Source organism: Paenibacillus alba, assembly GCF_013204855.1.
In the GTDB taxonomy this organism is placed as follows: domain Bacteria; phylum Bacillota; class Bacilli; order Paenibacillales; family NBRC-103111; genus Paenibacillus_E; species Paenibacillus_E alba.
The window spans coordinates 508,965-531,504 of sequence record NZ_JABMKZ010000002.1 but is presented as its reverse complement, the minus strand read 5'-3'; the positions used below and the strand labels follow the sequence as shown (position 1 = coordinate 531,504).

The window sequence follows — 22,540 nt, the reverse complement described above, 5'->3', positions numbered from 1 at the left end:
CTTATGGAAATCATCCAGATTGTAGGCCTCGGACTTATTGTTACGATACTGACCCTCATCATCAAAGAGCAGAAGCCGATGTTCGCTTTCCTGCTGGCTACCTTTACAGGCATTATGATTTTTTTGTTCCTGATCGGCAAAATATCTACGGTCATCCAGGTGCTGGAAGATTTGGCGCAAAAATCGAGCATCAACATGGTGTTTCTTAAAACGATTCTCAAAATCATTGGCGTAGCGTACATTGCTGAGTTCGGCGCCCAAATCGTTCGTGATGCCGGACAAGAATCAATTGCCTCCAAAATCGAGCTTTCAGGCAAAGTGCTCATTATGGTGATGGCAATTCCGATCATTACCGTCATTATCGAAACCGTCGTTAAGCTGCTTCCGGCTTAGATGATTCATTTAGGAGTGACAGGAATGAACCTACTTTATTCGCACCAGAAGCTGAACAACCGCTGGATCATCTTGATTATACTGATCGCAGGATGCTGGCTTGGTCTGACAGGCTCTACCGATGCTGCGTCACCAACCGATGCGATTATCCAAGAGCAGGCCAGTCATTTGAACACGGAACCTGTTGAACAATATTGGGATAAGCTCATGAAAGATTACGGCGGATATTTCCCGGAAAGCAAGCCGCCAACCTTCATGGAGCTGCTGCTTGGGACTAAAGGGATCAGCTTAAAAAGCATTTTCAAAGGGCTGCTCAGCTATGTGTTCCACGAAATCATCGTCAATGGCAAGCTGCTCGCTTCCATCGTTATTCTCACGATATTCAGCATGATTCTCGAAACGCTCCAAAGTTCCTTTGAACGAAATACTGTAAGCAAGCTTGGTTATTCGATTACCTACATGGTGATGATCATTATAGCTATCAATAGTTTCAGTGTAGCAATCGGTTATGCCAAATCGGCGATAACAGCGATGATTCAATTCATGATTGCAATTGTGCCCTTGCTTTTAACACTGCTTGCTTCAATGGGCAATGTGACTTCCGTCGCTATTTTGCATCCGCTTATCGTATTTATGATTCACTCCGTAGGAACGGCGATTTATGTATTTGTTTTTCCTTTATTGTTTTTCTCGGCAGTCTTGCACATTGTGAGTTCGCTCAGTGAGAAGTATAAAGTGACTCAATTGGCTAATCTGCTTCGAACGATAGCGCTCAGCATGCTCGGAATATTTGTGACCGTTTTTCTTGGGGTCATATCGATTCAGGGGACGGCGGGGGCTGTGCGAGACGGCGTAGCGATTCGAACAGCAAAGTACATTACCGGCAACTTCGTGCCTGTTGTGGGTCGGTTGTTCTCCGATGCGACAGAGACAGTGATTGGGGCTTCCTTGCTAGTGAAGAATGCGATTGGGCTTGTAGGCGTTGTGATTTTGATCATGCTTTGTGCGTTTCCAGCGATCAAAATTATTATACTCGCTTTTATTTACAACTTATCTGCAGCGATTATGCAGCCCTTGGGCGACAGTCCGATGATCGCTTGCCTGCAAACCATTGGAAAGAGTTTGATTTATGTTTTTGCGGCACTAGCCGCTGTAAGCTTAATGTTCTTTCTTGCTTTAACGATAATGATCACGATTAGTAATGTTTCCGTCATGATGAGGTGAAAGGAGCCAAGCTATGGAATGGTTGGCCGGTTGGTTGAAAACCGTCATCATGGTCATTATGCTGGCCACCTTCGTGGATCTGCTTCTTCCCAGCAATACCATGCAGCGCTATGTCAAAACGGTGATGAGCCTGTTCATTCTCCTTACGCTCCTATCTCCGGTCCTACAGCTGTTTCAGAAGGATTGGGACATGGATCAATTGATCGGTCAGGCTGAGCAGAAGCAAAATGAAAAAACGATGTATGCCAGTGCCGGCAATGGAGATCAACGGATGAAATCGCTCGAAGTCATTACCAAGGATGCGCAAAAGCTGCAAGCGGAAGGCCAAAAGCAGTCCCAGCAAATGCTGCAAACCCAATTGGCCGGCATGATGAAAGAGGACTTGCAGAAGCAAACCGACTTGGTTATCCAAGACGTTCAAGTGGCTGCACAAATCGACAATAATGGGAAACCCGTGATTATGAAAGTCAGGGTAACCCTTGATGATATAGACGCGAAGAAGCAGGCTCAAGCCTCAGGAACTGCCAAAAGTATCGCTGCGATGGAGCCTGTTAAGCCCGTTGACCCGATACGGATCGAACCGACAACCAGCAAGCAGACTAACCGCACAATGGATCAGCCAGCTGCGGCTGCACCTGGGCTGCCTGCCCGGTTAGAGCAGGAAGTAGATCGGCTCAAGCAAGGGATTACACGCAATTGGCTAGTGGAACCTGCCCAGATTGATATTCAAGTTGATCAAAGGAACGGAAGGATTGCGAGGTGAATCGATGGGAACATTGCTGCAATGGATGGAGCACAAATTCGGCGGAGGTCCAGGAGGGCCCAAACGTAAAAATACGCTGCTATGGGTCATTATGATTGGACTTTTAGGAGCTGCGCTGATGATTATCAATGCATTTATGACTGTAAAAGATGTTGATCCCATCAATGCGGGCAGAGCTTCTCCGCCGCCAAGTAAAGAAACATTTCTCGGTAGTACACCCAAGGAAAATTCTGCCTTTCATGACTATGAAGCGGCCTATCAATCCCAATTGAAAGAGATTTTACAAAAAATTGTCGGTGTCGGCGATGTCGAAGTGCTAGTTACAATTGAATCGACGGAAGAAATGAACGTCGACAAAAACTATAACGATAATCAGCAAATGACGACAGAACGCGACAATGGCGGGGCGACCCGAAATATATCCCAGGTAACGCGGAGTGGTGAAGTGGTGATCTATCAAGTGTCCGGTGACCAGAAGCCGCTTGTGCTCAAATACATTAAACCGAAGATCAGAGGGGTTATCGTTGTCGCCAAAGGCGCCGAGAATCTCACCGTAAAGAAAATGATCACAGAAGCGGTTGAAAGAGGTCTTGATGTTGAAGCTCGCCGCATTTCCATTTTACCCCGTAAAACCGGCGAATAAATCGCCATTATCATTCAAATTATGAGGAGGAATATTCAATGAACGCAAAAAGACAAACAATTTGGCTCGTATCTATGCTTAGCTTAATGGTGGTGCTTTCTGCATATTATTTGTTCACAGAGGACGTCAACAAGCTGGATTTAGCCACAACAGGCAAAGTGCAAACAGCGCAAGAAGTGAAGATTGATATGAGTCAAGTTGACCCAGCGACTGGGGCTAAAACAGATGTAAAAGCAGCAACAGGCACAGATACAAAAGTCGACGCGACGAAAGCGGCAACTCCGCAAAATGCAACAAAAACTGACGTGAAGACGGAAGTCAAAACAGATGCTAAAACAGACACCAAAACAGATGCTAAAACAGACACCAAAACAGATGCCAAAACGACGACAAAAGCAGATGCTTCGAAAACAACGCCGCAATCCAATACAGCCAAAACAGACGATCAAGTGTTAAAGCAAGTGGAAGAACAAGCGAAAACGACCTCCGCCAGTGACTTTTTCACAAACGAACAAATGAAACAAAGCGAATACTTCAGAAAAACGTCCTCTGACCTCATGGAAATTATTATCGATGGGAAGAAGACGCCTGAAGCTGTAGCCAAAGCAACGAACGATTTATCCAAGTTAACCGATGTTCAAGACAAAGTAGAAAACCTGCAAGATGTACTCATGAAAGATTTCCCGCAAGCCATTGTGAATCAAGATGGTAACAAGTGGAAAGTAACGGTGCAAAGCGATAAATTGGAGAAAAGCCAAGGTGTTACGATTGTGGATATGGTGGTCAAAGAGCTGGGCGCAGCGCCGGAAAACATCAAGATTCAGTACGTTCGTCCATAGGATTAGAGAGGAAATAAGCTTGATTGAGATGTCACTGGAAAGGGTCCGGACAAACTGGACTCTTTCCATTTGTTGCGTTTATAGGTATAATACATACGTTGCGGCTATGAAACCGCATTTTTTACTGGTTCACCAACGTCTAAAGGAGTGACATGAATGTTCAAATTGAGTGAAATCAAAGAGTTGATCAAACTCGTGGATCAATCCTCTTTACAAGAACTTGAAATCGAAAATGAAGGCGCACGCCTTGCTATTCGTAAACCGAACAAATCAGAGCCCGTCTACGTATCGGCTCCCATTCAGCACACATATGCCCCAATTGGTCAAGCGAGCGTTGCAAACACGGCACCTGTTGCCGCATTGGAAGCTTCTGTGCCTACGACTGCTGGACATGCTAAGCAAGAAGACTCATCTTTACATAAGATAGTTTCACCGATGGTAGGAACCTTCTATGAATCTGCTTCTCCTGGCTCTGCTCCTTTCACGAGCGTTGGCAGCAAAGTAGGCGATAAATCGGTTGTTTGCATCATTGAAGCTATGAAATTAATGAATGAGATTGAAGCGGAAATCAAAGGTGAAATCGTTGAAATTCTGGTTGAAAACGGCCAGCTCGTGGAATACGGACAACCTTTATTTTTGGTAAAACCGGAGTAAGCGCATTTGTTTTAACTTAGGCGGAAAACTCTTAGGAGGAAAAACAATGAACTTTCATAAAATCCTAATAGCGAACCGAGGAGAAATAGCTGTTCGTATTATCCGGGCTTGTCGTGAGCTTGGCATTTACAGCGTGGCTGTTTATTCGGAAGCAGATCGTGATGCGCTGCATGTGCGACTAGCTGATGAAGCCTATTGTATTGGACCTACTGCCTCCAAGGACAGCTATTTGAACTTTACGAATCTGATGAGTGTAGCTACGCTGACTGAGTGTGATGCCATTCATCCAGGTTACGGGTTTCTAGCAGAAAATGCAGACTTCGCTGAAATTTGCGAAAGCTGCAATATTACGTTTATTGGTCCATCGCCTGATGCCATTAGCCGCATGGGTGATAAAGCGGTTGCCAAGCAAACGATGAAAGAAGCACGTGTGCCGATTATTCCAGGTTCTGACGGTTTGGTTGAGAACGTGGAAGACGCGATTGTCATTGCGAGAGATATCGGTTATCCGATTATTATCAAAGCAACGGCAGGCGGCGGCGGCAAAGGCATTCGAATTGCCGAAAACGAGGATACGCTCGTTCAGCAAATTACGGCTGCACAACAAGAGGCTCAAAATGCGTTCGGCAATGCCGGTATCTATTTGGAGAAATATTTAACAGGCATGAAGCATGTTGAAATTCAAATTCTAGCAGATAAACATGGCAATGTGGTTCACTTAGGCGAGCGTGACTGTTCTGTGCAGCGTCGTAGACAGAAGCTTGTTGAGGAAGCGCCTTGTCCGATTCTGACGGAAGAAACACGTACAGCCATGGGGCAGGCAGCGGTTCGCGCAGCCAAAGCAGTCAACTACTCAGGCGCCGGAACATTGGAATTCCTCTTGGGTCCTGACGGCAATTTCTATTTCATGGAAATGAATACGAGAATTCAGGTTGAGCACCCGGTAACCGAAATGATTACAGGGATTGATATCATTCAAGAAATGATCCGTGTAGCCGAAGGGAACCCTCTCTCCTTTACACAAGACGATGTTCGCATTAACGGTTGGGCGATTGAATGTCGTGTCAATGCCGAGGATCCTAATCGGAACTTCATGCCTTCGGCCGGACAAGTGAAGTTTTACTTGCCTCCTGGCGGTTTCGGTGTTCGGGTGGATAGCGCGGTATATCCGGGCTATACGATACCTCCTCACTATGATTCTATGATCGCGAAACTGATCGTATGGGGAAGCACGCGTGATGAAGCGATTGCCCGCATGAAAAGAGCGCTCACTGAATTCGCTGTAGACGGAGTAAACACAACGATTCCGTTCCATCTGAAGCTGCTTGAACACAAGCGTTTTATCAAGGGCGACCATGATATTAAATTCTTGGAAGAGCACGATGTGAACGACGCAGACTCGTAGACAAACATTTGTCATATTTTTTGCCAAATGGTATAGTTATAAATTAAGATAGCTTATCCAGCCTAAGGTTGAAGCGTATTCTCAAGCGCAAGCTTTCGACACTATTTATACGGGCGCAAAACGCCAAAAAATTGCTTCATAAACTCTAAGGAGGTGCCCCAATGAGCACAATCGCTCCGGATTACGTCAAAACAGATATAGGCAGCATCCAGATTGCCCCCGAGGTTATTGAGATCATTGCCGGTTTGGCAACGGTAGAAGTACAAGGTGTAGCGGGGATGAGTGGCGGATTAGCTGGCGGTATTGCTGAATTGCTTGGACGCAAAAATTTGTCCAAAGGCGTAAAGGTAGAAGTCGGACAACGTGAAGCGGCCATTGACGTCTCCATCATTATTGAATATGGAAATCGGATTCCTGAAGTTGCTAGCGACATTCAACAAAATGTGAAGAATGCCATCGAATCGATGACAGGCTTAAATGTGGTTGAAGTCAACGTACACATTCATGACGTTCATTTTAAACAGGCAGATAAACCGATCGAAGAAGAAACAGCAGCTGCACATCGAGTGAAATAGGCGGAATTGCTGTATCCATATGGACCAATTGAAACCCCCTACAGGTTGCAGGGGGTTTCCTCTAACTATAGGAAGGGGACAAGCTTACGTGGGTAAAATTGTGGACAGGCTCTTGCTGCTTCTTTATAGCCTAATCATTCTAGTTGCTTCTATCGTTGTATTGTTCACAGCTTCAAGCTGGATCCCGTTAGAACAAGCAGGTCAAACGCTGAATAGTTTCTATTTTGACAAAAACTATGCTTACCCAGCCATTGCCATTAGCTTGATCATGCTGTTAATTTCCGTGCGCTTTCTTGTTTTGACTCTTCGCCGAGGCCGCTCGCAAGCGCCGTCTATCGATCAGAGAACCGATTTTGGCGACATTCGTATTTCCATTGAAACGGTTGAGAACTTATCGTTGAAAGCTGCCGGTCGAACGAAAGGCGCCAAAGATCTTCGCGCGCGAGTCCGTGTCAACCAATCCGGGTTAGAGATTACAATCAGAACCATTGTCGATGGAGAAGGTTCGATTCCCGAACTAACTGAAGAGATGCAAAGTACTGTGAAAAGTTATATTGAAGACATTACCGGCATTCCAGTTGCTTCCGTAACCGTATTCGTAGCAAATATCGTGCAATCAGCCCCAACTTTTAAAAGCCGAGTCGAATAGAGGTGAACCCACTCATGTGGAATGAGCTTTGGGCGTCCCATAGGGGCAAAGTGATCGGAGTGGCAGCAGGCGTCTTTTTTGGTTTTATTTATTTGTTTTTTGGATTTTGGGATATGTTGATCTTCGGATTCATTGTCTTCCTTGGTTTTTATATCGGAAACAAGCTGGATCGCAAGGAAAGTTTCGTTATGCTGGAAGACATTTGGCGCTATCTCACGCAAAAATGGAGAATGTTTCGCTAAAATCCCTGGTTCAACCATGGATTTTTTTGTTTGGATTCAATCTAATATGACGTATACTAAGAAAAGAGCAATAAAGGACGTAGGATAGATGTCAGTAAGGCTAAAGCAAAACACAAAATCATTGCTTGCGAAGTCAGTTTTGCTGAAGCAAACTTTTAGGAGGACCATAATGAAACGCAGAGTGGCACGAGAAATTGCTGTACAGAGTCTTTACCAAATCCAGATGAACGAGGCGACCCCTCAAGAAGCGGTGCAAGTTGCGATTCATGAAGCAGAGCATGACAATGAAACCGAATTGGATTTCAAAGGCGAGAAAATTGATCCGGCGTACATTGTTGAATTAGTTGAAGGAACCTACAGTCATAAAGTGAGTATTGACGAGCTGCTGGAGGAGTATTTAAAAGGTTGGGCTATGGACAGGCTCTCACGCGTGGATCGTGAAGTATTGCGTTTGGCTGTTTATGAGATGCTGTACCGAGATGATGTTCCACCGAAAGTTGTCGTGAACGAAGCGATTGACTTGGCCAAACACTACGGAACGGACGAGTCCGGCAAGTTTGTTAACGGCGTTCTCGGTAAAATGATTAAGGAAGTCGACGACTTGAAAAGCAAAGTGTCGCCGTCTTAATTCCATTTGACTATTCGAACCATTTTGATATAGCGGTTGTTGAAATCGTCAAGTCACCTATAGCGTTCAACTTTTTCTACGAAAATAATGAGGGGGAAATAGCATGTCTGGACAAGTTATTAATGGTAAAGAATTGGTTAGTTCCATTCGTGAGGAGATCAGGAAGGATGCTGCAGCGCTCACAGCTGGCGGTCATCAACCTGGTCTTGTTGTCGTTATTGTGGGGGAAGATGCAGCTTCGCAAGTTTATGTACGCAATAAAGCAAAAGCATGCGAGGATGTTGGCATTTATTCCGAAGTACACCAACTGCCTGAGCAAACGACGCAGCAAGAACTAATTGAACTTATTCATACATTTAATCAGAATAGCAAAATTAACGGAATTCTCGTTCAATCGCCGCTGCCTAAGCATATTAATGAAGAAGCTGTTGTTGATGAAATCGATCCGTTGAAAGACGTGGATTGCTTCCACCCGATTAATGTTGGGAACCTCATGATTGGGAAAGATGGCATGAAGCCTTGTACACCTCATGGCGTCATAGAAATTTTGAAGCGTACAGGCGTGCAAATTGCTGGCAAGCATGCTGTTGTCGTAGGCAGAAGCAATATCGTTGGCAAGCCGATGGCGATGCTGCTCTTGCGCGAGCATGCAACCGTTTCTGTCGTTCATTCGCGTACACCGAACATGGAAGAAATTACAAAACAAGCGGATATTCTCGTTGTAGCCGTTGGTAAAGCTCACTTGATTAAAGCTCATCACGTGAAACCAGGCGCAGTTGTTATTGATGTCGGGATGAATCGTCCGGCTGATGGCAAGCTGACAGGGGATGTTGATTTCGAAGCTGTCAAAGAAGTCGCAAGTGCAATCACACCTGTACCGGGTTGCGTAGGTCCAATGACAATCACGATGCTGCTTCGCAACACGGTTGATGCAGCAGCGCGTGCAGCCAAAATGAATGTGAGTGTTTAATCAGGCCTATGGCGAGAAATGATACGAAAATCTTATCGGTCAAGGAATTAAATCGATATATCAAACTATTGCTGGAGGGCGATTCGCGGCTTCAAGATGTTTGGGTCCGCGGTGAAATCTCCAATTTCACTCATCACTCCAGCGGTCATATGTATTTCACGATTAAAGATGCCGAAGGCCGATTGAAAAGCATTATGTTTGCTTCTCATAACCAGAAGCTTGGTTTTATTCCCAAAGAGGGAACAAAAGTGATCGCTCGCGGCAATATCTCCGTATATGAAAGAGACGGAGCTTACCAGTTCTATGTGACGGCGATGCAGCCGGACGGCATCGGCAGTTTGTACTTGGCCTTCGAGCAGCTGAAAAAGAAGCTCGAAGGCGAAGGGTTGTTCGCGGCGGAGCGCAAGAAACCGATTCCTCGGTTTCCACGCGCCATCGGCGTGATCACTTCACCGACGGGGGCTGCCATACGTGATGTGATCATCACGCTGCAGCGGCGCTTCCCGTCGGTCCAGATTCTCCTGTACCCGGTACTGGTACAGGGCGCTCAGGCGGGTCCTTCGATCGTCAAGGCGATCGAAGCGATGAACAGGCTTGGTGAAGCCGACGTGCTCATCGTAGGCCGCGGCGGCGGCTCTCTCGAGGAGCTGTGGGCGTTCAACGAGGAAATCGTTGCGCGGGCGATTTACGCCTCCGCGATTCCTGTCATCTCGGCCGTCGGACACGAGACGGACTTCACGATCGCGGACTTCGTCGCCGATCTTAGAGCGCCGACGCCTACGGCGGCGGCTGAGCTCGCGGTGCCTAACCACCTCGAGCTGAAACAACAGCTGGCGCAGCAGTCACAGCGGCTGCATTATGGGCTGCTGCAGCAGCTGCGCCGCAAGCAGGAACGGCTGGAGCGCGCGAAGCGCTCCCCGTTCCTGACGAACCCGCGCAGGCAGCTGCTCATGCAGCCTGCGGAGCGGCTTGACCGGCTCGCGGAGCAGCTCGGTTACCGGATGCGCCAGCGCGTCAGCAAGCTGGCGGAGCGGCATATGAAGCTGGAGCGCAGCTTGTCCAGCTTCAATCCCACAGAGCAGGCCGTGTCCGCCAAACGCCGCTTGGATACAGCGGGGCGACAGATGAGCACGGCGATGCAGACCCTCCTGCGTACGAAGAAGCAGGAGTGGCAGTCCGGCGTCCGTCACTTGGACGCCCTCAGCCCGCTGAAGGTTATGCAGCGTGGCTACAGCTTGACCTATGACGACCAAGAACAGCAGCTCATTCGTTCCGTTTCCCAAGTGAAAGTGGGAGATACCGTGAGGATTCGCCTCAAAGATGGAAGATTGAATTGTGAAGTATCGGGGATGGAGGCAAACAAAGATGTCTACAAGTGAAACAGAAGTTAGCTTCGAGCAGGCAATCGAGCAGCTTGAGCGCATTGTCGCACAATTGGAAAGCGGGGATGTGCCGCTGGAGAAAGCCATTGAGCTTTATCAAGAAGGCGTTAGGCTTTCCCATCTATGCGGTGTGAAGCTTGAACAGGTCGAAAAGAAAATTGAGATGTTGGTTGAAGGGGAAGCGGGCGTCACCAGAAAGCCTTTCCAACCTGTCTTGGAAGATAAGGGGAATTAGGTTGAAAACGACATCTACATTTGGTGAGTATATTGCTTCTCAAGCCGAGCGGGTAGAAGCAGCGTTAATAGAAGCATTGCCAGCGAGCTGGGACGTTCCAGGTTCGCTTCGTGAGTCCATGAACTATTCGTTGATGGCGGGGGGCAAACGACTGCGCCCTATTATGGTATTGGAAGCTGCCGAAGCCCTTGGAGGCTCGCAGGCTGCTGCTCTGCCTGCAGCGCTGGCAATTGAAATGGTTCATACGTATTCCTTGGTGCATGATGACCTGCCTGCGATGGATAATGATGATTATCGCCGGGGCAAGCTCACAAACCATAAGGTGTATGGCGATGCGATGGCAATTTTGGCAGGCGATGCATTATTAACACAGGCATTTTATAGTGTCACGCAGGCGCACAGAAGTTTCGGCATTCCGGCAGAGCGAGTTCTGGCTATTACGGAAGAGCTTTCCTTTTACGCAGGGGCACGCGGCATGGTGGGTGGTCAAGCGGCTGATATGCTCGGCGAGCAAGGTCTTACGAAGCTGGAGGAATTAGAGTTCATTCACCTTCACAAAACGAGTGATCTGATTGTATTTTCATTGCGTGCCGGGGGACATATTGCGGGGGCTACGGACGCTCAGCTTAACGCATTAACGGAGTTTGGCAATGCACTGGGACTTGCTTTTCAAATTCAAGATGATATTTTGGATATTATCGGAGATGAGCAGAAGCTGGGCAAGCCGGTGAAAAGTGATGAGAAACAGCAGAAAGTAACCTACCCCTATTTTATTGGGCTTGAAGCGTCGGAACAGAAAGTGAAGGAATTGACCAAACAAGCCAAAACGGCGCTTATCCAAGCGAATTTGCCGAATCCGGATCGGTTGCTTCAGCTGGCTGATTACTTGATGCAGCGGGATCACTAAGCCATATGGAACTTATTTGTGTCCTGTGCTTGGACGGTTTTACTCGATTTACCCAAATCTATGATATAATGGTGGAATCTTAGCATTTTCACATTGAAAGTGAGGAAACAAGCGTGCTGCTCGAACAAATCAATCGACCTGAGGACTTGAAACGGTTATCCTTGACGGAGCTTGAGACATTGGCTGGTGAAATCCGTCAATTTCTGATTGAGAAGCTGTCTGTCACAGGTGGACACTTGTCCTCGAACTTAGGTGTGGTTGAGCTCACCATCGCTTTACATACCTTGTTCCACAGCCCCTATGATAAATTGCTTTTTGATGTGGGTCATCAAGCTTATGTTCACAAAATTTTGACGGGCCGCAAGGACAAATTTGATACTTTGCGTAAATATAAAGGTCTTTGCGGATTTATCAAGCGTTCGGAAAGCGAACATGACGTCTGGGAAGCTGGACACAGCTCAACCTCTTTATCTGCTGCAATGGGGATGGCCATGGCTCGTGATTTAAAAGGCGAGCATAACAAAGTTGTTGCAATCATCGGAGACGGTGCGATTACAGGCGGTATGGCTTTGGAAGCCATGAATCATATTGGCCACGAGAAAAAGAATATCATGGTCATTCTGAATGACAACGAAATGTCCATTGCGCCTAACGTGGGTGCGATTCATAATTATTTGAGCAAAATTCGTTCGGACCGTCATTATTTGAAAGCCAAAGAAGAAGTCGAACATTTACTGAAGAAAATTCCTGCCATCGGCGGTACGCTGGCGAAAACTGCGGAAAAGCTGAAGGACAGTCTCAAATACTTTGTTTTGAACGGTGTTTGGTTTGAAGAGCTGGGCTTCACGTATATTGGACCTGTCGATGGACATAATCTGCCGGTTCTTCTAGATACGCTGAAGCAAGCTGAGAAAGTGAATGGTCCTGTTCTTGTGCATGTGGTCACGACCAAAGGCAAAGGCTACACGCCTGCTGAGCAGGATTCGCATAGCTGGCATGGACCAGGACCTTACAAGATCGAATCCGGTCAAGTGCTTAAATCAGTGGGTCCACCGATGTATACCGAAGTGTTCGGCAACACGTTAATTGAATTGGCGGAGAAGGATTCACGCATTGTTGCTGTGACCCCTGCTATGCCTGGAGGTTCAGGCTTGTTGAAATTCGCTAAGCATTTCCCTGATCGAATGATCGATGTTGGGATTGCCGAGCAGCATGCGGCTACATTATGTGCAGGTCTTGCCAGCGAAGGATTGAAACCGGTTTTTGCCGTGTACTCGACATTCTTGCAAAGAGCCTACGATCAAGTCGTTCATGATATTTGTCGCCCCAAATTAAATGTAACTTTTGCGATTGACCGTGCTGGTTTTGTAGGTCCAGACGGCGAAACACATCAAGGGGTATACGATATTTCGTTTATGCGTACGCTGCCGAATATGGTGTTGATGATGCCGAAGGATGAGAAAGAGCTTCGCAATATGATGCAAACGGCGCTCGAATATGAAGAGGGTCCGATTGCTTACCGTTATCCGCGGAGCAGCGGTACAGGATCAAGTCTAGACGAGACACCAACAGCTATTCCGATCGGAACTTGGGAAACGCTGCGTGAGGGTGATTATGCTGCTGTGTTGGCCGCAGGCCCGATGGTGCAAGTTGCTGAAGACGCTGCGGAGCAATTAGCCAAGGAAGGCATACATCTTCGTGTTGTGAATGCACGTTTCATCAAACCCCTAGACGAAGCTTACTTGCTGCAATTGGCAAGCGAGTCCATTCCAATCATTACGATGGAAGAGGGGGCTATCCAAGGCGGTTTCGGAAGTGCTGTCATGGAATTTTATGCGGAAAAAGCTATAATAGGCCTGCACGTCCATGTAATGGGGATCCCGGATTACTTCGTGGAGCACGGAAGCGTGAAAGAACAACGTGAGGAAGTCGGACTAACCGCGCTAAGCTTGATTGCTGAAGTTAAGAAGCTAGTACCACGTAAACGACAACGGGCATAAGCCTTGGAACGATACGAATAGGAGTCATACACACATAATGTCATCTTCGGATAAAGAACGATTAGATTTATTGCTTCTTGAGCAAGGGTATTTCGAAAGCAGAGAAAAAGCAAAGGCCGCCATCATGGCAGGCCTTGTTTTTGCAGATGAAGAACCTGTTGATAAGGCTGGAATGAAAATCAGTCGAAAAGCTGTTCTCAAAGTAAAAGGAGCGCTGCATCCTTATGTGAGCAGAGGCGGGCTTAAGCTGGAGAAGGCGCTGAAGCAATTCGGCATTGATTTGAACGGGGCTGTTATGCTCGATATCGGTGCTTCGACAGGCGGCTTTACGGACTGTGCTTTGCAGAATGGTGCATCCTCTGTTTATGCGGTTGATGTGGGGTACAATCAGCTAGACTGGTCGCTTCGCAATGATGAACGTGTTCATGTCATGGAGAGAACGAATTTTCGCTACACCAAAATGGAAGATTTGAACGGTCCGCGTCCAACATTTGCAAGTATTGATGTTTCGTTCATTTCGCTGCGAATTATTTTACCTCCACTGAAGGAGATTTTACTCGATCAAGGTCATGTTGTTGCTTTAATTAAGCCTCAATTCGAGGCGGGCCGAGAAAAAGTAGGCAAATCGGGCGTTGTTCGCGACCCTGATGTTCATACGGAAGTTCTAACTACCGTGTTATCTTTTGCGGAAGAACTGGGTTTTCGTCTGAAAGGACTTACCTATTCTCCGATTACGGGCGGCGAAGGCAATATTGAATTCCTGGCTTACTGGTCAAGCAACTCGGCCGCAGATGTTTCTTTCGTTGACGCGTCGTCAATGAAGGGCTTTATTGCAGACATCGTCAAAGAAGCCCAAAAATTGCATGGTAAATAAACTCATCTTTGCGAACGCCTTTTGCGGCCCAGAGATGGGTTTTTTCACTTCATAAAAAGGGTTTTCGGAGTAAATCCGCGAATACTATGGCGAGGTGAGGGACATGGAGAACGGCGATGTCACAGTCATTTTAATTATACTGATCCTGCTGGTCGGCTATCTCATTTGGCGTTTTCAGAGATGGCTTGACGGAACAGGGACTAGGCGTAGAAGAATTCCTAGACATTCGGATATTCCACAAGATGACGTAGTTGAGCTGCTGGAGGGCGCGGGTTTCCATGTGCTTGCCGGTAAAACCAAAATTCCCATCACCATGACCATAAACCAGAGAGAACAGCTGGAAAGCCGACTGTTTATCGACTATTTTGTCCAAAAGGAAGAAGATATTTACCTGGTGAAAGTAGCCAAAGAACGCAAACCGTTGGAAATGACAGGAAGCTCTGTCCGCGACATGCTTCTCCCTTATAGTTTGATTTATCCGGAGGCTGCGGGCATTCTTTATGTCGATATGACACTGAGCAAAATCAAAAAAATCACTTTTACCATAGAGGTGTAAGCATGAAAGGTCAAAGGCATGTAAAAATCAGAGAGATCATTACCAACAACGAGATCGAAACGCAGGATGAATTGGTGGAATCTTTACGGGCTGCCGGTTTTCATGTCACTCAGGCGACCGTCTCCCGCGATATCAAGGAATTGCATTTGATCAAGATTCCTTTGGATGATGGCCGTTATAAATATTCAATGCCCGCTGATCAACGGTTTAATCCGATGCAGAGGCTGCGCAGGGCGTTAAGCGACCATTTTGTAAGCATTGATTACACTGACAATTTGGTTGTTATGAAATGCCTGCCCGGAACAGCGAACACGATCTGCGCACTGATTGATAATTTGGAGTGGAATGGGGTCATGGGCACCATTTGCGGGGATGATACGATTCTTGTGATTTGCCGCGGCAAGGACAATAGTGGTACGTTTGTGAATGAAGTGATGTCTTTACTATCTTAATGCCAGGAGGCGCAGATGCTTACAGAACTTTCGATACGTAATTTGGCAGTAATAGAACATGTACATATTCGGTTCAAAGCAGGTTTTCATGTGCTGACTGGGGAAACTGGCGCAGGGAAATCCATTATTATTGATGCGCTTACGCTAATTGTGGGCGGCAGAGGTTCTTCTGAATTAGTCCGTTATGGGGCTGATAAAGCAGAGATTGAAGCAATGTTCGAACTGCCTGCTGCACATCCGGTTTGGCATACGCTTACAGAGCTGGGTATTCAGGCTGATCCTGGCGAGCATTTGCTCATTCGTCGGGAAATTACGGCAGCTGGCAAAAGCTCAAGCCGGATTAACGGCCAACTCGTCAATCTGACGATGCTTCGCAAAACCGGTGAATGGTTAGTTAATATTCATGGCCAGCATGAGCACCAATCCTTATTGAATGTGGAAGAACATTTGCATTCTCTCGATTTATTCGGAGACTCTGAGATTGAGAGCACGAAGCAAATCTATCAAGCTGCCTATGATGAATATATGAAACTACAAAAAGATTTGCGTGATCTTCAAGAAACGAGCAAGCAAGCTCTTCAAATGCTGGATCTTTACCGTTTTCAAATTGATGAAATTTCCGCCGCAAAACTTAAATTAGGCGAGGATGAGACCTTGGCTGAAGAGAAACGCAAGCTGGCTAATGCCGAGAAATTGTATCAGAGCACTTCAGAGGCCTATGATTTTCTTTATGCGACGAATCGTGGGCTAGATGCTGCCGGCAAGGCCGTTTCTAGAATACAAGATATCGTACAGCTTGACCCTGCTCAGTTAACGCCTCTTCTGGAACAAGCGCAATCGGCTTATTATCAGCTGGAAGATGCAGCTTATCAACTTCGTGACTACCGGGATGGCATTGAGTTCAATTCCTCGCGTTTGGATTTTATTGAACAAAGATTGGATACGATCACGTCTCTTCGCCGAAAATATGGAGAGAATATAAAAGAGATCCTCGCGTATTTAGAAAAAATCAAAACCGAAGTCGATACCATTGAGAATAAAGATGAGCATATTCGTAAAATTGAAGATAAGCTGGCTGTCTTAGAGAAGCAGCTAAGCATTGCTGCATTAGACCTTTCTAATCTACGCAAAGGGATTGCCCAGCAGCTTGGCGTGCAAATTGAGCATGAACTTCGTGATCTGCAGATGGAACGGACGCAATTCCGCGTGCAAGTGGAACAGACGCTGGATGAGCGTAATGGGATTGAGGTAGAAGGCAAAAAAGTTCGCTATTCGCGTCAAGGCATCGACCAAGTGGAATTTCTCATGGCTCCTAACCCAGGTGAACCTTTGCGCGGCTTGAGCAAGATTGCTTCCGGGGGAGAGCTTTCAAGGATTATGCTTGCCATGAAAACGATTTTTGCCCGCATTGATCAAATTCCTGTTCTTGTATTCGATGAGGTCGATACGGGGGTAAGTGGCCGCGCGGCTCAAGCGATTGCGGAGAAGATGTCTGTGCTGTCTACGAACTGTCAAGTATTCTCCATCACCCATTTGCCTCAAGTAGCAAGTTTCGCGGATGTTCATTTCTATATTCGCAAAGAAGTTGATCATGAGCGGACGTTCACGCGTGTTCAAGACATGCCTGATTCTGGACGCATTGAAGAATTAGCGCGTATGCTGGGTGGCGTAGAAGTCACTGAAACCACGCTTCATCACGCTGGGGAAATGCTTGCCATGGCAAGAAATAAGAAATCAAGGGTATAAAAGTATAGATAGTCATCATTTTCAGTTATAAAACATGGGGAGTGGGGTTAACTTATAGGTACGCAATTGACGACGAAAGTTCGTCAGGGCTCAAGGATGTGTGAAGGAGCGTGAAGATATTGCAATCCAGCAAAAGGAAAAGATTGTTCGGACTCCTGCTCGTCTTCTTCGTTTGTATGGTAAGTTTGTCTCCGCCTTTTCAAAGCTTTGCCTCCTTCCCCCAAGAACTTCGCTTATTCAGCGGCCAAGGGAAGCAGCTACAGTTAACAATGCCGGTGAACGCGCAAGTGACGGTCAAGGATACGGACATTGTGAAAGTAAATGGCAATGCCGAGCACTCATTTCAAGTTAATCTGAATGAACCTATCTCTTTGCAATCCGATCACTCTGGGCAAACAGAAATGAAGCTTAAGCTTTTTGGTGCGATCCCCATCAAGACGGTGAAAGTGAATGTTGTTCCAGACTTGAAAGTGATTCCCGGAGGTCAAACCATCGGTGTGAAAATTAAGTCTGCCGGCATTTTGGTCGTAGGTCATCATTTGGTGACGGTTGCCCAAGACCAGAAAGTTTCACCTGGGGAAGAAGCCAAAATTCAAGTCGGCGATTTGATTACGAAGATTAACGGCAAAGATTCCAAAGATGTCAGCAAGGTCGCAGATCTAGTTGCCAAATCCGGCGAGAGCAAAACACCTCTTGATCTCAAAATCCTTCGCAACAATGAAGAAATTTCTGTTAAGCTGCAGCCCGTCTATGACATTGTGGACAAGTCCTACCGCCTAGGGTTATATATTCGCGATTCCGCGGCAGGCGTAGGCACCTTAACCTTCTATGCACCCGATCAGGGCGTATACGGAGCTTTGGGACATGTCATCACGGATATGGATACACAAACCCCTATAATCGTCGGCGATGGGGATATCGTGTACTCGAATGTAACATCCATTTCCAAGAGTCATAATGGCGACCCTGGTGAAAAACATGCTACGTTGTACAAAGACAGCAAAGTTATCGGCAATATCGAAAGAAATACAGCGTTCGGTATATTTGGCAAAATGTATGCAGCCCCAGACCATAGCTTAGATAAAGAAGCTATTCCAGTGGCTTTCGCTGAAGAAGTGAAAGAAGGTCCCGCACAAATCTATACAGTTGTGGAAGGACAGAAGGTCGAGAAGTTCGACATTCAAGTTGTCCATGTCTCTAAACAAGATTTCCCAGGTACCAAAGGAATGGTCATCAAAATTACGGACCCGCGTCTATTGGATAAAACCGGTGGTATTGTGCAAGGAATGAGCGGCAGCCCCATCATACAAAATGGAAAATTAATTGGTGCCGTCACTCACGTATTCGTTAACGACCCTACAAGCGGCTATGGCTGTTTTATCGAATGGATGCTGCAGGATTCCGGAATTGTCCTGAGACCTTCCGCTGGAGCCCCTGATAAAGAATCAAAGGCGAGCTAGACGCCTTTGATTCTTTATTGTATTTTAACCTTATTCTACATAGCGATGCATGGTTTAGATCCAAGTTGTCGAAAAATGTAGTATCAACAAGATAAATATACTATTATATAAGAAAGTGAAATAAAAGAAAAGAAAAATAATATTCGACAGAAGGAATTTAAGTTGGGGTGTCGAATACCTATACGTAAGAGAGAATTCACTAACTTGTTTAATAGCCTAAAGGAGGATTTAAAGTTGCAAAAAATCCAAGTATTACTAGCTGATGATAATCGTGAGTTTACCCATTTATTATCTGAGTTCATTAGTGAGCAAGAGGACATGGAAATTGCGGGCGTTGCGTACAACGGTAATGAAGTTCTTCGCTTTCTTGAACAACAGCGTGAGCTGCCGGACGTACTCATTTTAGATATTATCATGCCTCATTTGGATGGTCTGGGTGTACTTGAAAAAATGCGTGAAATGAATCTTTCGTCCCAACCGAAAATCATTATGCTGACTGCTTTTGGCCAAGAAAACATAACACAGAAGGCTGTACAACTTGGAGCATCCTATTACATACTAAAACCTTTTGATATGGAAACGTTAACGAACCGGATCCGTCAGCTTGTTGGAAGCAACCAATCGTCGTCAACAACTTCAACTACGCGTGCCAATGTCGTTCATATGCCAAAAGGTAAAAATTTGGACGCAAACATCACGAGCATCATACATGAAATCGGCGTTCCTGCGCATATTAAAGGATATCAGTATCTCCGTGAAGCGATTACGATGGTGTACAACAACATTGAGATCCTCGGTGCGATCACCAAAACCTTGTACCCAGCTATCGCTGAGAAATACAAAACGACGCCTAGCCGTGTAGAGCGTGCGATCCGTCATGCGATTGAAGTCGCTTGGACGCGCGGCAACATTGATTCGATTTCATTTATCTTCGGATACACGATTAACATCTCCAAATCCAAACCGACGAATAGCGAGTTTATTGCGATGGTAGCGGATAAGCTGCGCATTGAGCATAAGGTTTCTTGAGAGCGTTAGGAGCTTTGAGACGAATGCTTTGAGACGAATGTATGGTGAAGGGATGGAAGTAATATCTAGTTAGGTTTTGAAGACCGTGGACTTTGTTTGATGTCTAGCTTTTCCATCTTGCCTAATAAACCTTTGGTTTATTGGGTTTTTAATTTTTTAAGGAGTTATCAAATTAGAGGCCAGTCAGTTTGGCTCAGACTTATCCTTACGGACTTCAAATTCCTGAGGGAACTACGTTCCCTTATTCATGATTCAAACAGCCATTTGGCTAGTCAGGGGGAACTACGATACGCTAATTTGTCTAATTAGCTGGAATTTCACCCTTGAAAGGTGAAATAAGGGATCCGTGTTCCCTTTCAGCTGGAAAAATCGGATTATACGTCAAATAGAGGATCCGAGTTCCTTTTCAATAAGATGTTTCTGCAAATTTCCCTTCCTGAACGCTATTTGTAGCAAAAATTTAAAAATAACCGCAAAGGTAATTCAGATGGTACAATAGGAATAAATAGGTAATATAATTAATCGGAGCAAATCATGCCAAATAGCAAAATAGCAGGAATTCTATCCTTCATTTGCCCAGGAGTAGGACAACTGTATAATGGGAGCATCAAAGCTTAGTTAATGGAGACTGCTGGGCAGCTCATCATTATGATAATCGAATTTCTATCAGCTAGTTTGCTGGTGAGGTCATATCGATTTTTTTGAAAAATTAATTTATCAACTAGAAATACTGGAGGATTTTAAATGTTTCGCGCAAATACGACCAAGAAATACTTACATGCAGCATTAAGTCTATTCATGCTATTCGCGGCAGCTGGCTGTGCACAAAAAACAGTAAAACCTGCATCAGGTTCTGTTACATCACTGCCAGTGGAAACAGCGCTGGTGTCTCCGACTCCAACAGAACTCAACAAGCGATTCATCCCGGCCAAAATAGTTAGGGTTGTAGATGGGGACACGATGAAGGTGTCGTTCACGGAAGCTGGGAAAGTGAAAGAGGAGACGATTCGATTGCTCCTGGTGGATACACCTGAAAGTGTAGCTCCAGACAAGCCTGTTCAGCCTTTTGCCTTGGAAGCTTCAAAGTATGCTAAAGATATGTTAACGAATAAGGACGTCAAGCTGGAATTAGATGTTTCTGAGCGTGATAAGTATGGCAGACTGCTTTGTTATCTTTATATCGGGGATAAGATGTTTAACGAGATGCTGCTTGAAAATGGTTATGCCCGCGTTGCCTATGTGTATCCGCCGAATGTGAAGTACGTAGATCAATTTCGGGAGATCCAAAAGACGGCACAATTAAAAGGGATCAACATATGGAGTGTAGAGAATTATGCGCAAGAGGATGGTTTTCATGAAACTGAGACGAAGGAGCACTCAGAAGTGTACTATAATAATTGTACAGAAGCGAAAGCGGCGGGTGCGTACAATATCAAAAAAGGCGAGCCGGGCTACAGCTCCAAGCTTGACCGGGATCATGATGGTGTAGCGTGTGAAAAGTAAGCCGCTACTACGGAAAAAAAGGCTACCTGAGCGAGGGCTCGAAGGTAGCCTTTCTTTTATTTATGAAGAACTACCATACGAATGCGCTAGTGATGATTACCAACAAAATGAAAAGAACCAAAATTGCTGCAGAAGAGTTATAACCTACGCCAGTTCCACAACCAACACCGCCAACTCCGCCAACATAAGACATTTAAATCACCCTTTCATAAGGAATTCATCTGTGTACTACATGATTAATGTATGACATATGCTGAGGGATGTTTGGGCAAATGAGATGATTGTGCTAATGCCCCTAGTGGACAAACCTGAGGAATTTTAATCTTATTTTCATGTAACACTATGGATAAAGGAGTACAATGGGGTTATTCACAAATTGGACAAAAATAGATAGGAGTGATCTTTGTGAAGCTGTTCAAAAATTTTCTTCAAGGATTCTTTTTTGCTTTTGTTTCAATTGGTGCATTGCCTTTTTTGTTGGTCAAGGCCTTTTTTGAGACTCTCTGATAGGAGGACTGCGACACAATGAAGTTTGAGCTCGGTCGGTGCTTGTTGAATGAACGGTTGCGTGAATCTGGCATGACCGTTCAGGATCTTGCGCTTATCCTAAATTACAAGCCAGAAAAGATAAATGATTTTATTGAGAATAAAAGAATCATGCCATTGAAATCGGCCATCCATATTGCCAGCGCGTTAAGATGTGATGTGAAACAGTTGTATGAATTAATTTGAAGCCAAATGAAGATCATATGAGAAATGAGAGGGCGCTGCTATAGCTGGGCGTTCTTTTTGTATTTTTGTTATAATTCGATTATGCCTTTCGGGTTAAATACAAAAAACTACCTATTTACATAGGTAGCCATCCTGCTTGAGGTTTTAAATTACCAAACAAACGCGCTAGTAATAATAACCAATAATATGAAAAGAACCAAGATAGCTGCTGAAGAATTATAACCTACACCAGTTCCAGAACTCATCCGAATCAACCTCCAAGTTTGAATTGGTTTATGTTTCGAGATAGCTTATGACTTTTCTGGGGTAATGTTTGGGCGATTGAATGGATTGTGCTAATGTCCCGATGGGAACCGAAAATGAAAAGCTTTTTGTGGTAGAAAGGAGCCCATTTCATGTTGAAAATGCAATCTAAGCTCCCTGGAACGGCTTCAGGCTTATGGCGGGATGTATCTTTTGGGATTTGTTCCGCTGGGTCATCATACGATCACTTTCCAGAGGATAGATCCGCAGCAATATGTCATTCAAACCAAAGAATCGGGACTGCTCATAAAATCTTGGAACCATACGATGAACATTTACGTTAATACATCTAGTCAACTAATTTTCAAAGAAGAACTCGTTATACAAAATGGGTTTTTAACAATTCCGGCGTATGTGGGAGCTTACTTATTCTTTG

26 protein-coding genes are annotated in these 22,540 nt (G+C 45.5%); 24 read left to right on the top strand and 2 right to left on the bottom strand.

Annotated elements, in window-relative coordinates; genetic code table 11:
* Window positions 1–3 precede the first annotated feature (3 nt).
* From spoIIIAD to HQN90_RS02550, 23 genes are all read left to right on the top strand, one after another.
* Window positions 4–393 carry a stage III sporulation protein AD gene (spoIIIAD, locus tag HQN90_RS02660; protein WP_173216133.1) on the top strand — a complete coding sequence of 130 codons (390 nt, stop codon included), beginning with the start codon at window positions 4–6 and terminating at the stop codon, window positions 391–393.
* A 24-nt stretch (window positions 394–417) separates the two neighbouring features.
* Window positions 418–1,617 (top strand): stage III sporulation protein AE, encoded by a 1,200-nt coding sequence (gene spoIIIAE / locus HQN90_RS02655; protein WP_079409542.1) that lies wholly within the window; start codon window positions 418–420, stop codon window positions 1,615–1,617.
* A gap of 13 nt (window positions 1,618–1,630) precedes the next feature.
* Window positions 1,631–2,380, top strand: coding sequence for a stage III sporulation protein AF (gene spoIIIAF, locus HQN90_RS02650; RefSeq protein ID WP_173216131.1), 750 nt, complete (start codon window positions 1,631–1,633; stop codon window positions 2,378–2,380).
* A gap of 4 nt (window positions 2,381–2,384) precedes the next feature.
* Window positions 2,385–3,023: a stage III sporulation protein AG gene (gene spoIIIAG, locus HQN90_RS02645; protein WP_079409689.1), complete on the top strand. Its 639-nt coding sequence runs from the start codon at window positions 2,385–2,387 to the stop codon at window positions 3,021–3,023.
* A 38-nt stretch (window positions 3,024–3,061) separates the two neighbouring features.
* Window positions 3,062–3,862 carry a SpoIIIAH-like family protein gene (locus HQN90_RS02640; protein ID WP_173216129.1) on the top strand — a complete coding sequence of 267 codons (801 nt, stop codon included), beginning with the start codon at window positions 3,062–3,064 and terminating at the stop codon, window positions 3,860–3,862.
* Window positions 3,863–4,018: 156 nt separating this feature from the next.
* Window positions 4,019–4,516 carry an acetyl-CoA carboxylase biotin carboxyl carrier protein gene (accB, locus tag HQN90_RS02635; protein ID WP_173216127.1) on the top strand — a complete coding sequence of 166 codons (498 nt, stop codon included), beginning with the start codon at window positions 4,019–4,021 and terminating at the stop codon, window positions 4,514–4,516.
* Window positions 4,517–4,562: 46 nt separating this feature from the next.
* Window positions 4,563–5,921 (top strand): acetyl-CoA carboxylase biotin carboxylase subunit, encoded by a 1,359-nt coding sequence (accC, locus tag HQN90_RS02630; protein WP_079409546.1) that lies wholly within the window; start codon window positions 4,563–4,565, stop codon window positions 5,919–5,921.
* 161 nt (window positions 5,922–6,082) lie between these two features.
* The gene (locus HQN90_RS02625; RefSeq protein ID WP_079409547.1) at window positions 6,083–6,496 is read left to right on the top strand and encodes an Asp23/Gls24 family envelope stress response protein; all 414 of its coding nucleotides are present in this window, start codon (window positions 6,083–6,085) and stop codon (window positions 6,494–6,496) included.
* Between the two features lie 88 nt (window positions 6,497–6,584).
* Window positions 6,585–7,145, top strand: a complete 561-nt coding sequence (gene amaP / locus HQN90_RS02620) for an alkaline shock response membrane anchor protein AmaP (protein WP_079409548.1) — start codon at window positions 6,585–6,587, stop codon at window positions 7,143–7,145.
* A 14-nt stretch (window positions 7,146–7,159) separates the two neighbouring features.
* Window positions 7,160–7,387, top strand: coding sequence for a DUF2273 domain-containing protein (locus HQN90_RS02615; RefSeq protein WP_173216125.1), 228 nt, complete (start codon window positions 7,160–7,162; stop codon window positions 7,385–7,387).
* A 169-nt stretch (window positions 7,388–7,556) separates the two neighbouring features.
* Entirely contained in the window at window positions 7,557–8,015 is a 459-nt protein-coding gene (gene nusB / locus HQN90_RS02610; RefSeq protein ID WP_173216123.1) for a transcription antitermination factor NusB, read from the top strand.
* Window positions 8,016–8,118: 103 nt separating this feature from the next.
* Window positions 8,119–8,985, top strand: coding sequence for a bifunctional methylenetetrahydrofolate dehydrogenase/methenyltetrahydrofolate cyclohydrolase FolD (gene folD / locus HQN90_RS02605; protein WP_173216121.1), 867 nt, complete (start codon window positions 8,119–8,121; stop codon window positions 8,983–8,985).
* A gap of 8 nt (window positions 8,986–8,993) precedes the next feature.
* Window positions 8,994–10,364, top strand: a complete 1,371-nt coding sequence (xseA, locus tag HQN90_RS02600; protein WP_173216119.1) for an exodeoxyribonuclease VII large subunit — start codon at window positions 8,994–8,996, stop codon at window positions 10,362–10,364.
* Window positions 10,351–10,602, top strand: a complete 252-nt coding sequence (xseB, locus tag HQN90_RS02595) for an exodeoxyribonuclease VII small subunit (protein ID WP_079409553.1) — start codon at window positions 10,351–10,353, stop codon at window positions 10,600–10,602. The genes xseA and xseB overlap by 14 nt, the downstream gene beginning before the upstream one ends.
* 1 nt (window position 10,603) lies before the next feature.
* A complete protein-coding gene (locus HQN90_RS02590) occupies window positions 10,604–11,509 on the top strand; it encodes a polyprenyl synthetase family protein (protein ID WP_173216117.1) in 906 nt (301 codons plus the stop codon).
* Between the two features lie 113 nt (window positions 11,510–11,622).
* Window positions 11,623–13,509: a 1-deoxy-D-xylulose-5-phosphate synthase gene (gene dxs / locus HQN90_RS02585; RefSeq protein WP_173216115.1), complete on the top strand. Its 1,887-nt coding sequence runs from the start codon at window positions 11,623–11,625 to the stop codon at window positions 13,507–13,509.
* A gap of 37 nt (window positions 13,510–13,546) precedes the next feature.
* On the top strand, window positions 13,547–14,383 hold the full coding sequence (locus tag HQN90_RS02580) for a TlyA family RNA methyltransferase (RefSeq protein ID WP_173216113.1): 837 nt from the start codon (window positions 13,547–13,549) through the stop codon (window positions 14,381–14,383).
* Between the two features lie 103 nt (window positions 14,384–14,486).
* Window positions 14,487–14,939: a hypothetical protein gene (locus HQN90_RS02575; protein WP_173216111.1), complete on the top strand. Its 453-nt coding sequence runs from the start codon at window positions 14,487–14,489 to the stop codon at window positions 14,937–14,939.
* A 2-nt stretch (window positions 14,940–14,941) separates the two neighbouring features.
* The gene (gene ahrC / locus HQN90_RS02570) at window positions 14,942–15,391 is read left to right on the top strand and encodes a transcriptional regulator AhrC/ArgR (protein ID WP_079409558.1); all 450 of its coding nucleotides are present in this window, start codon (window positions 14,942–14,944) and stop codon (window positions 15,389–15,391) included.
* Window positions 15,392–15,406: 15 nt separating this feature from the next.
* On the top strand, window positions 15,407–17,137 hold the full coding sequence (gene recN / locus HQN90_RS02565; protein ID WP_173216109.1) for a DNA repair protein RecN: 1,731 nt from the start codon (window positions 15,407–15,409) through the stop codon (window positions 17,135–17,137).
* Window positions 17,138–17,256: 119 nt separating this feature from the next.
* Window positions 17,257–18,597: a SpoIVB peptidase gene (gene spoIVB, locus HQN90_RS02560; RefSeq protein ID WP_173216490.1), complete on the top strand. Its 1,341-nt coding sequence runs from the start codon at window positions 17,257–17,259 to the stop codon at window positions 18,595–18,597.
* A 234-nt stretch (window positions 18,598–18,831) separates the two neighbouring features.
* Window positions 18,832–19,626 (top strand): sporulation transcription factor Spo0A, encoded by a 795-nt coding sequence (gene spo0A / locus HQN90_RS02555; protein ID WP_173216107.1) that lies wholly within the window; start codon window positions 18,832–18,834, stop codon window positions 19,624–19,626.
* 744 nt (window positions 19,627–20,370) lie between these two features.
* Entirely contained in the window at window positions 20,371–21,129 is a 759-nt protein-coding gene (locus HQN90_RS02550; RefSeq protein ID WP_173216105.1) for a thermonuclease family protein, read from the top strand.
* Between the two features lie 70 nt (window positions 21,130–21,199).
* On the opposite strand, the gene HQN90_RS02545 is transcribed toward HQN90_RS02550, so the two are convergent.
* Complete coding sequence (locus tag HQN90_RS02545) at window positions 21,200–21,322, bottom strand: YjcZ family sporulation protein (RefSeq protein WP_173216103.1); 123 nt, start codon at window positions 21,320–21,322, stop codon at window positions 21,200–21,202.
* A 332-nt stretch (window positions 21,323–21,654) separates the two neighbouring features.
* Here HQN90_RS02545 and HQN90_RS02540 point away from each other — a divergent pair, with 332 nt between their 5' ends.
* Window positions 21,655–21,861, top strand: coding sequence for a helix-turn-helix domain-containing protein (locus HQN90_RS02540; protein ID WP_173216101.1), 207 nt, complete (start codon window positions 21,655–21,657; stop codon window positions 21,859–21,861).
* Window positions 21,862–22,010: 149 nt separating this feature from the next.
* Here the strand turns inward: HQN90_RS02540 and HQN90_RS02535 are convergent, their stop codons facing one another.
* Window positions 22,011–22,106 (bottom strand): YjcZ family sporulation protein, encoded by a 96-nt coding sequence (locus HQN90_RS02535; RefSeq protein WP_173216099.1) that lies wholly within the window; start codon window positions 22,104–22,106, stop codon window positions 22,011–22,013.
* Between the last annotated feature and the right edge of the window lie 434 nt (window positions 22,107–22,540).

Coding starts and splice junctions, on each gene's coding strand:
- spoIIIAD (WP_173216133.1), top strand. CDS start 4: ATGGAAATCATCCAGATTGTAGGCCTCGGACTTATTGTTACGATACTG.
- spoIIIAE (WP_079409542.1), top strand. CDS start 418: ATGAACCTACTTTATTCGCACCAGAAGCTGAACAACCGCTGGATCATC.
- spoIIIAF (WP_173216131.1), top strand. CDS start 1,631: ATGGAATGGTTGGCCGGTTGGTTGAAAACCGTCATCATGGTCATTATG.
- spoIIIAG (WP_079409689.1), top strand. CDS start 2,385: ATGGGAACATTGCTGCAATGGATGGAGCACAAATTCGGCGGAGGTCCA.
- HQN90_RS02640 (WP_173216129.1), top strand. CDS start 3,062: ATGAACGCAAAAAGACAAACAATTTGGCTCGTATCTATGCTTAGCTTA.
- accB (WP_173216127.1), top strand. CDS start 4,019: ATGTTCAAATTGAGTGAAATCAAAGAGTTGATCAAACTCGTGGATCAA.
- accC (WP_079409546.1), top strand. CDS start 4,563: ATGAACTTTCATAAAATCCTAATAGCGAACCGAGGAGAAATAGCTGTT.
- HQN90_RS02625 (WP_079409547.1), top strand. CDS start 6,083: ATGAGCACAATCGCTCCGGATTACGTCAAAACAGATATAGGCAGCATC.
- HQN90_RS02615 (WP_173216125.1), top strand. CDS start 7,160: ATGTGGAATGAGCTTTGGGCGTCCCATAGGGGCAAAGTGATCGGAGTG.
- nusB (WP_173216123.1), top strand. CDS start 7,557: ATGAAACGCAGAGTGGCACGAGAAATTGCTGTACAGAGTCTTTACCAA.
- folD (WP_173216121.1), top strand. CDS start 8,119: ATGTCTGGACAAGTTATTAATGGTAAAGAATTGGTTAGTTCCATTCGT.
- xseA (WP_173216119.1), top strand. CDS start 8,994: ATGGCGAGAAATGATACGAAAATCTTATCGGTCAAGGAATTAAATCGA.
- xseB (WP_079409553.1), top strand. CDS start 10,351: ATGTCTACAAGTGAAACAGAAGTTAGCTTCGAGCAGGCAATCGAGCAG.
- HQN90_RS02580 (WP_173216113.1), top strand. CDS start 13,547: ATGTCATCTTCGGATAAAGAACGATTAGATTTATTGCTTCTTGAGCAA.
- HQN90_RS02575 (WP_173216111.1), top strand. CDS start 14,487: ATGGAGAACGGCGATGTCACAGTCATTTTAATTATACTGATCCTGCTG.
- ahrC (WP_079409558.1), top strand. CDS start 14,942: ATGAAAGGTCAAAGGCATGTAAAAATCAGAGAGATCATTACCAACAAC.
- recN (WP_173216109.1), top strand. CDS start 15,407: ATGCTTACAGAACTTTCGATACGTAATTTGGCAGTAATAGAACATGTA.
- HQN90_RS02550 (WP_173216105.1), top strand. CDS start 20,371: ATGTTTCGCGCAAATACGACCAAGAAATACTTACATGCAGCATTAAGT.
- HQN90_RS02545 (WP_173216103.1), bottom strand. CDS start 21,322: ATGTCTTATGTTGGCGGAGTTGGCGGTGTTGGTTGTGGAACTGGCGTA.
- HQN90_RS02540 (WP_173216101.1), top strand. CDS start 21,655: ATGAAGTTTGAGCTCGGTCGGTGCTTGTTGAATGAACGGTTGCGTGAA.
- HQN90_RS02535 (WP_173216099.1), bottom strand. CDS start 22,106: ATGAGTTCTGGAACTGGTGTAGGTTATAATTCTTCAGCAGCTATCTTG.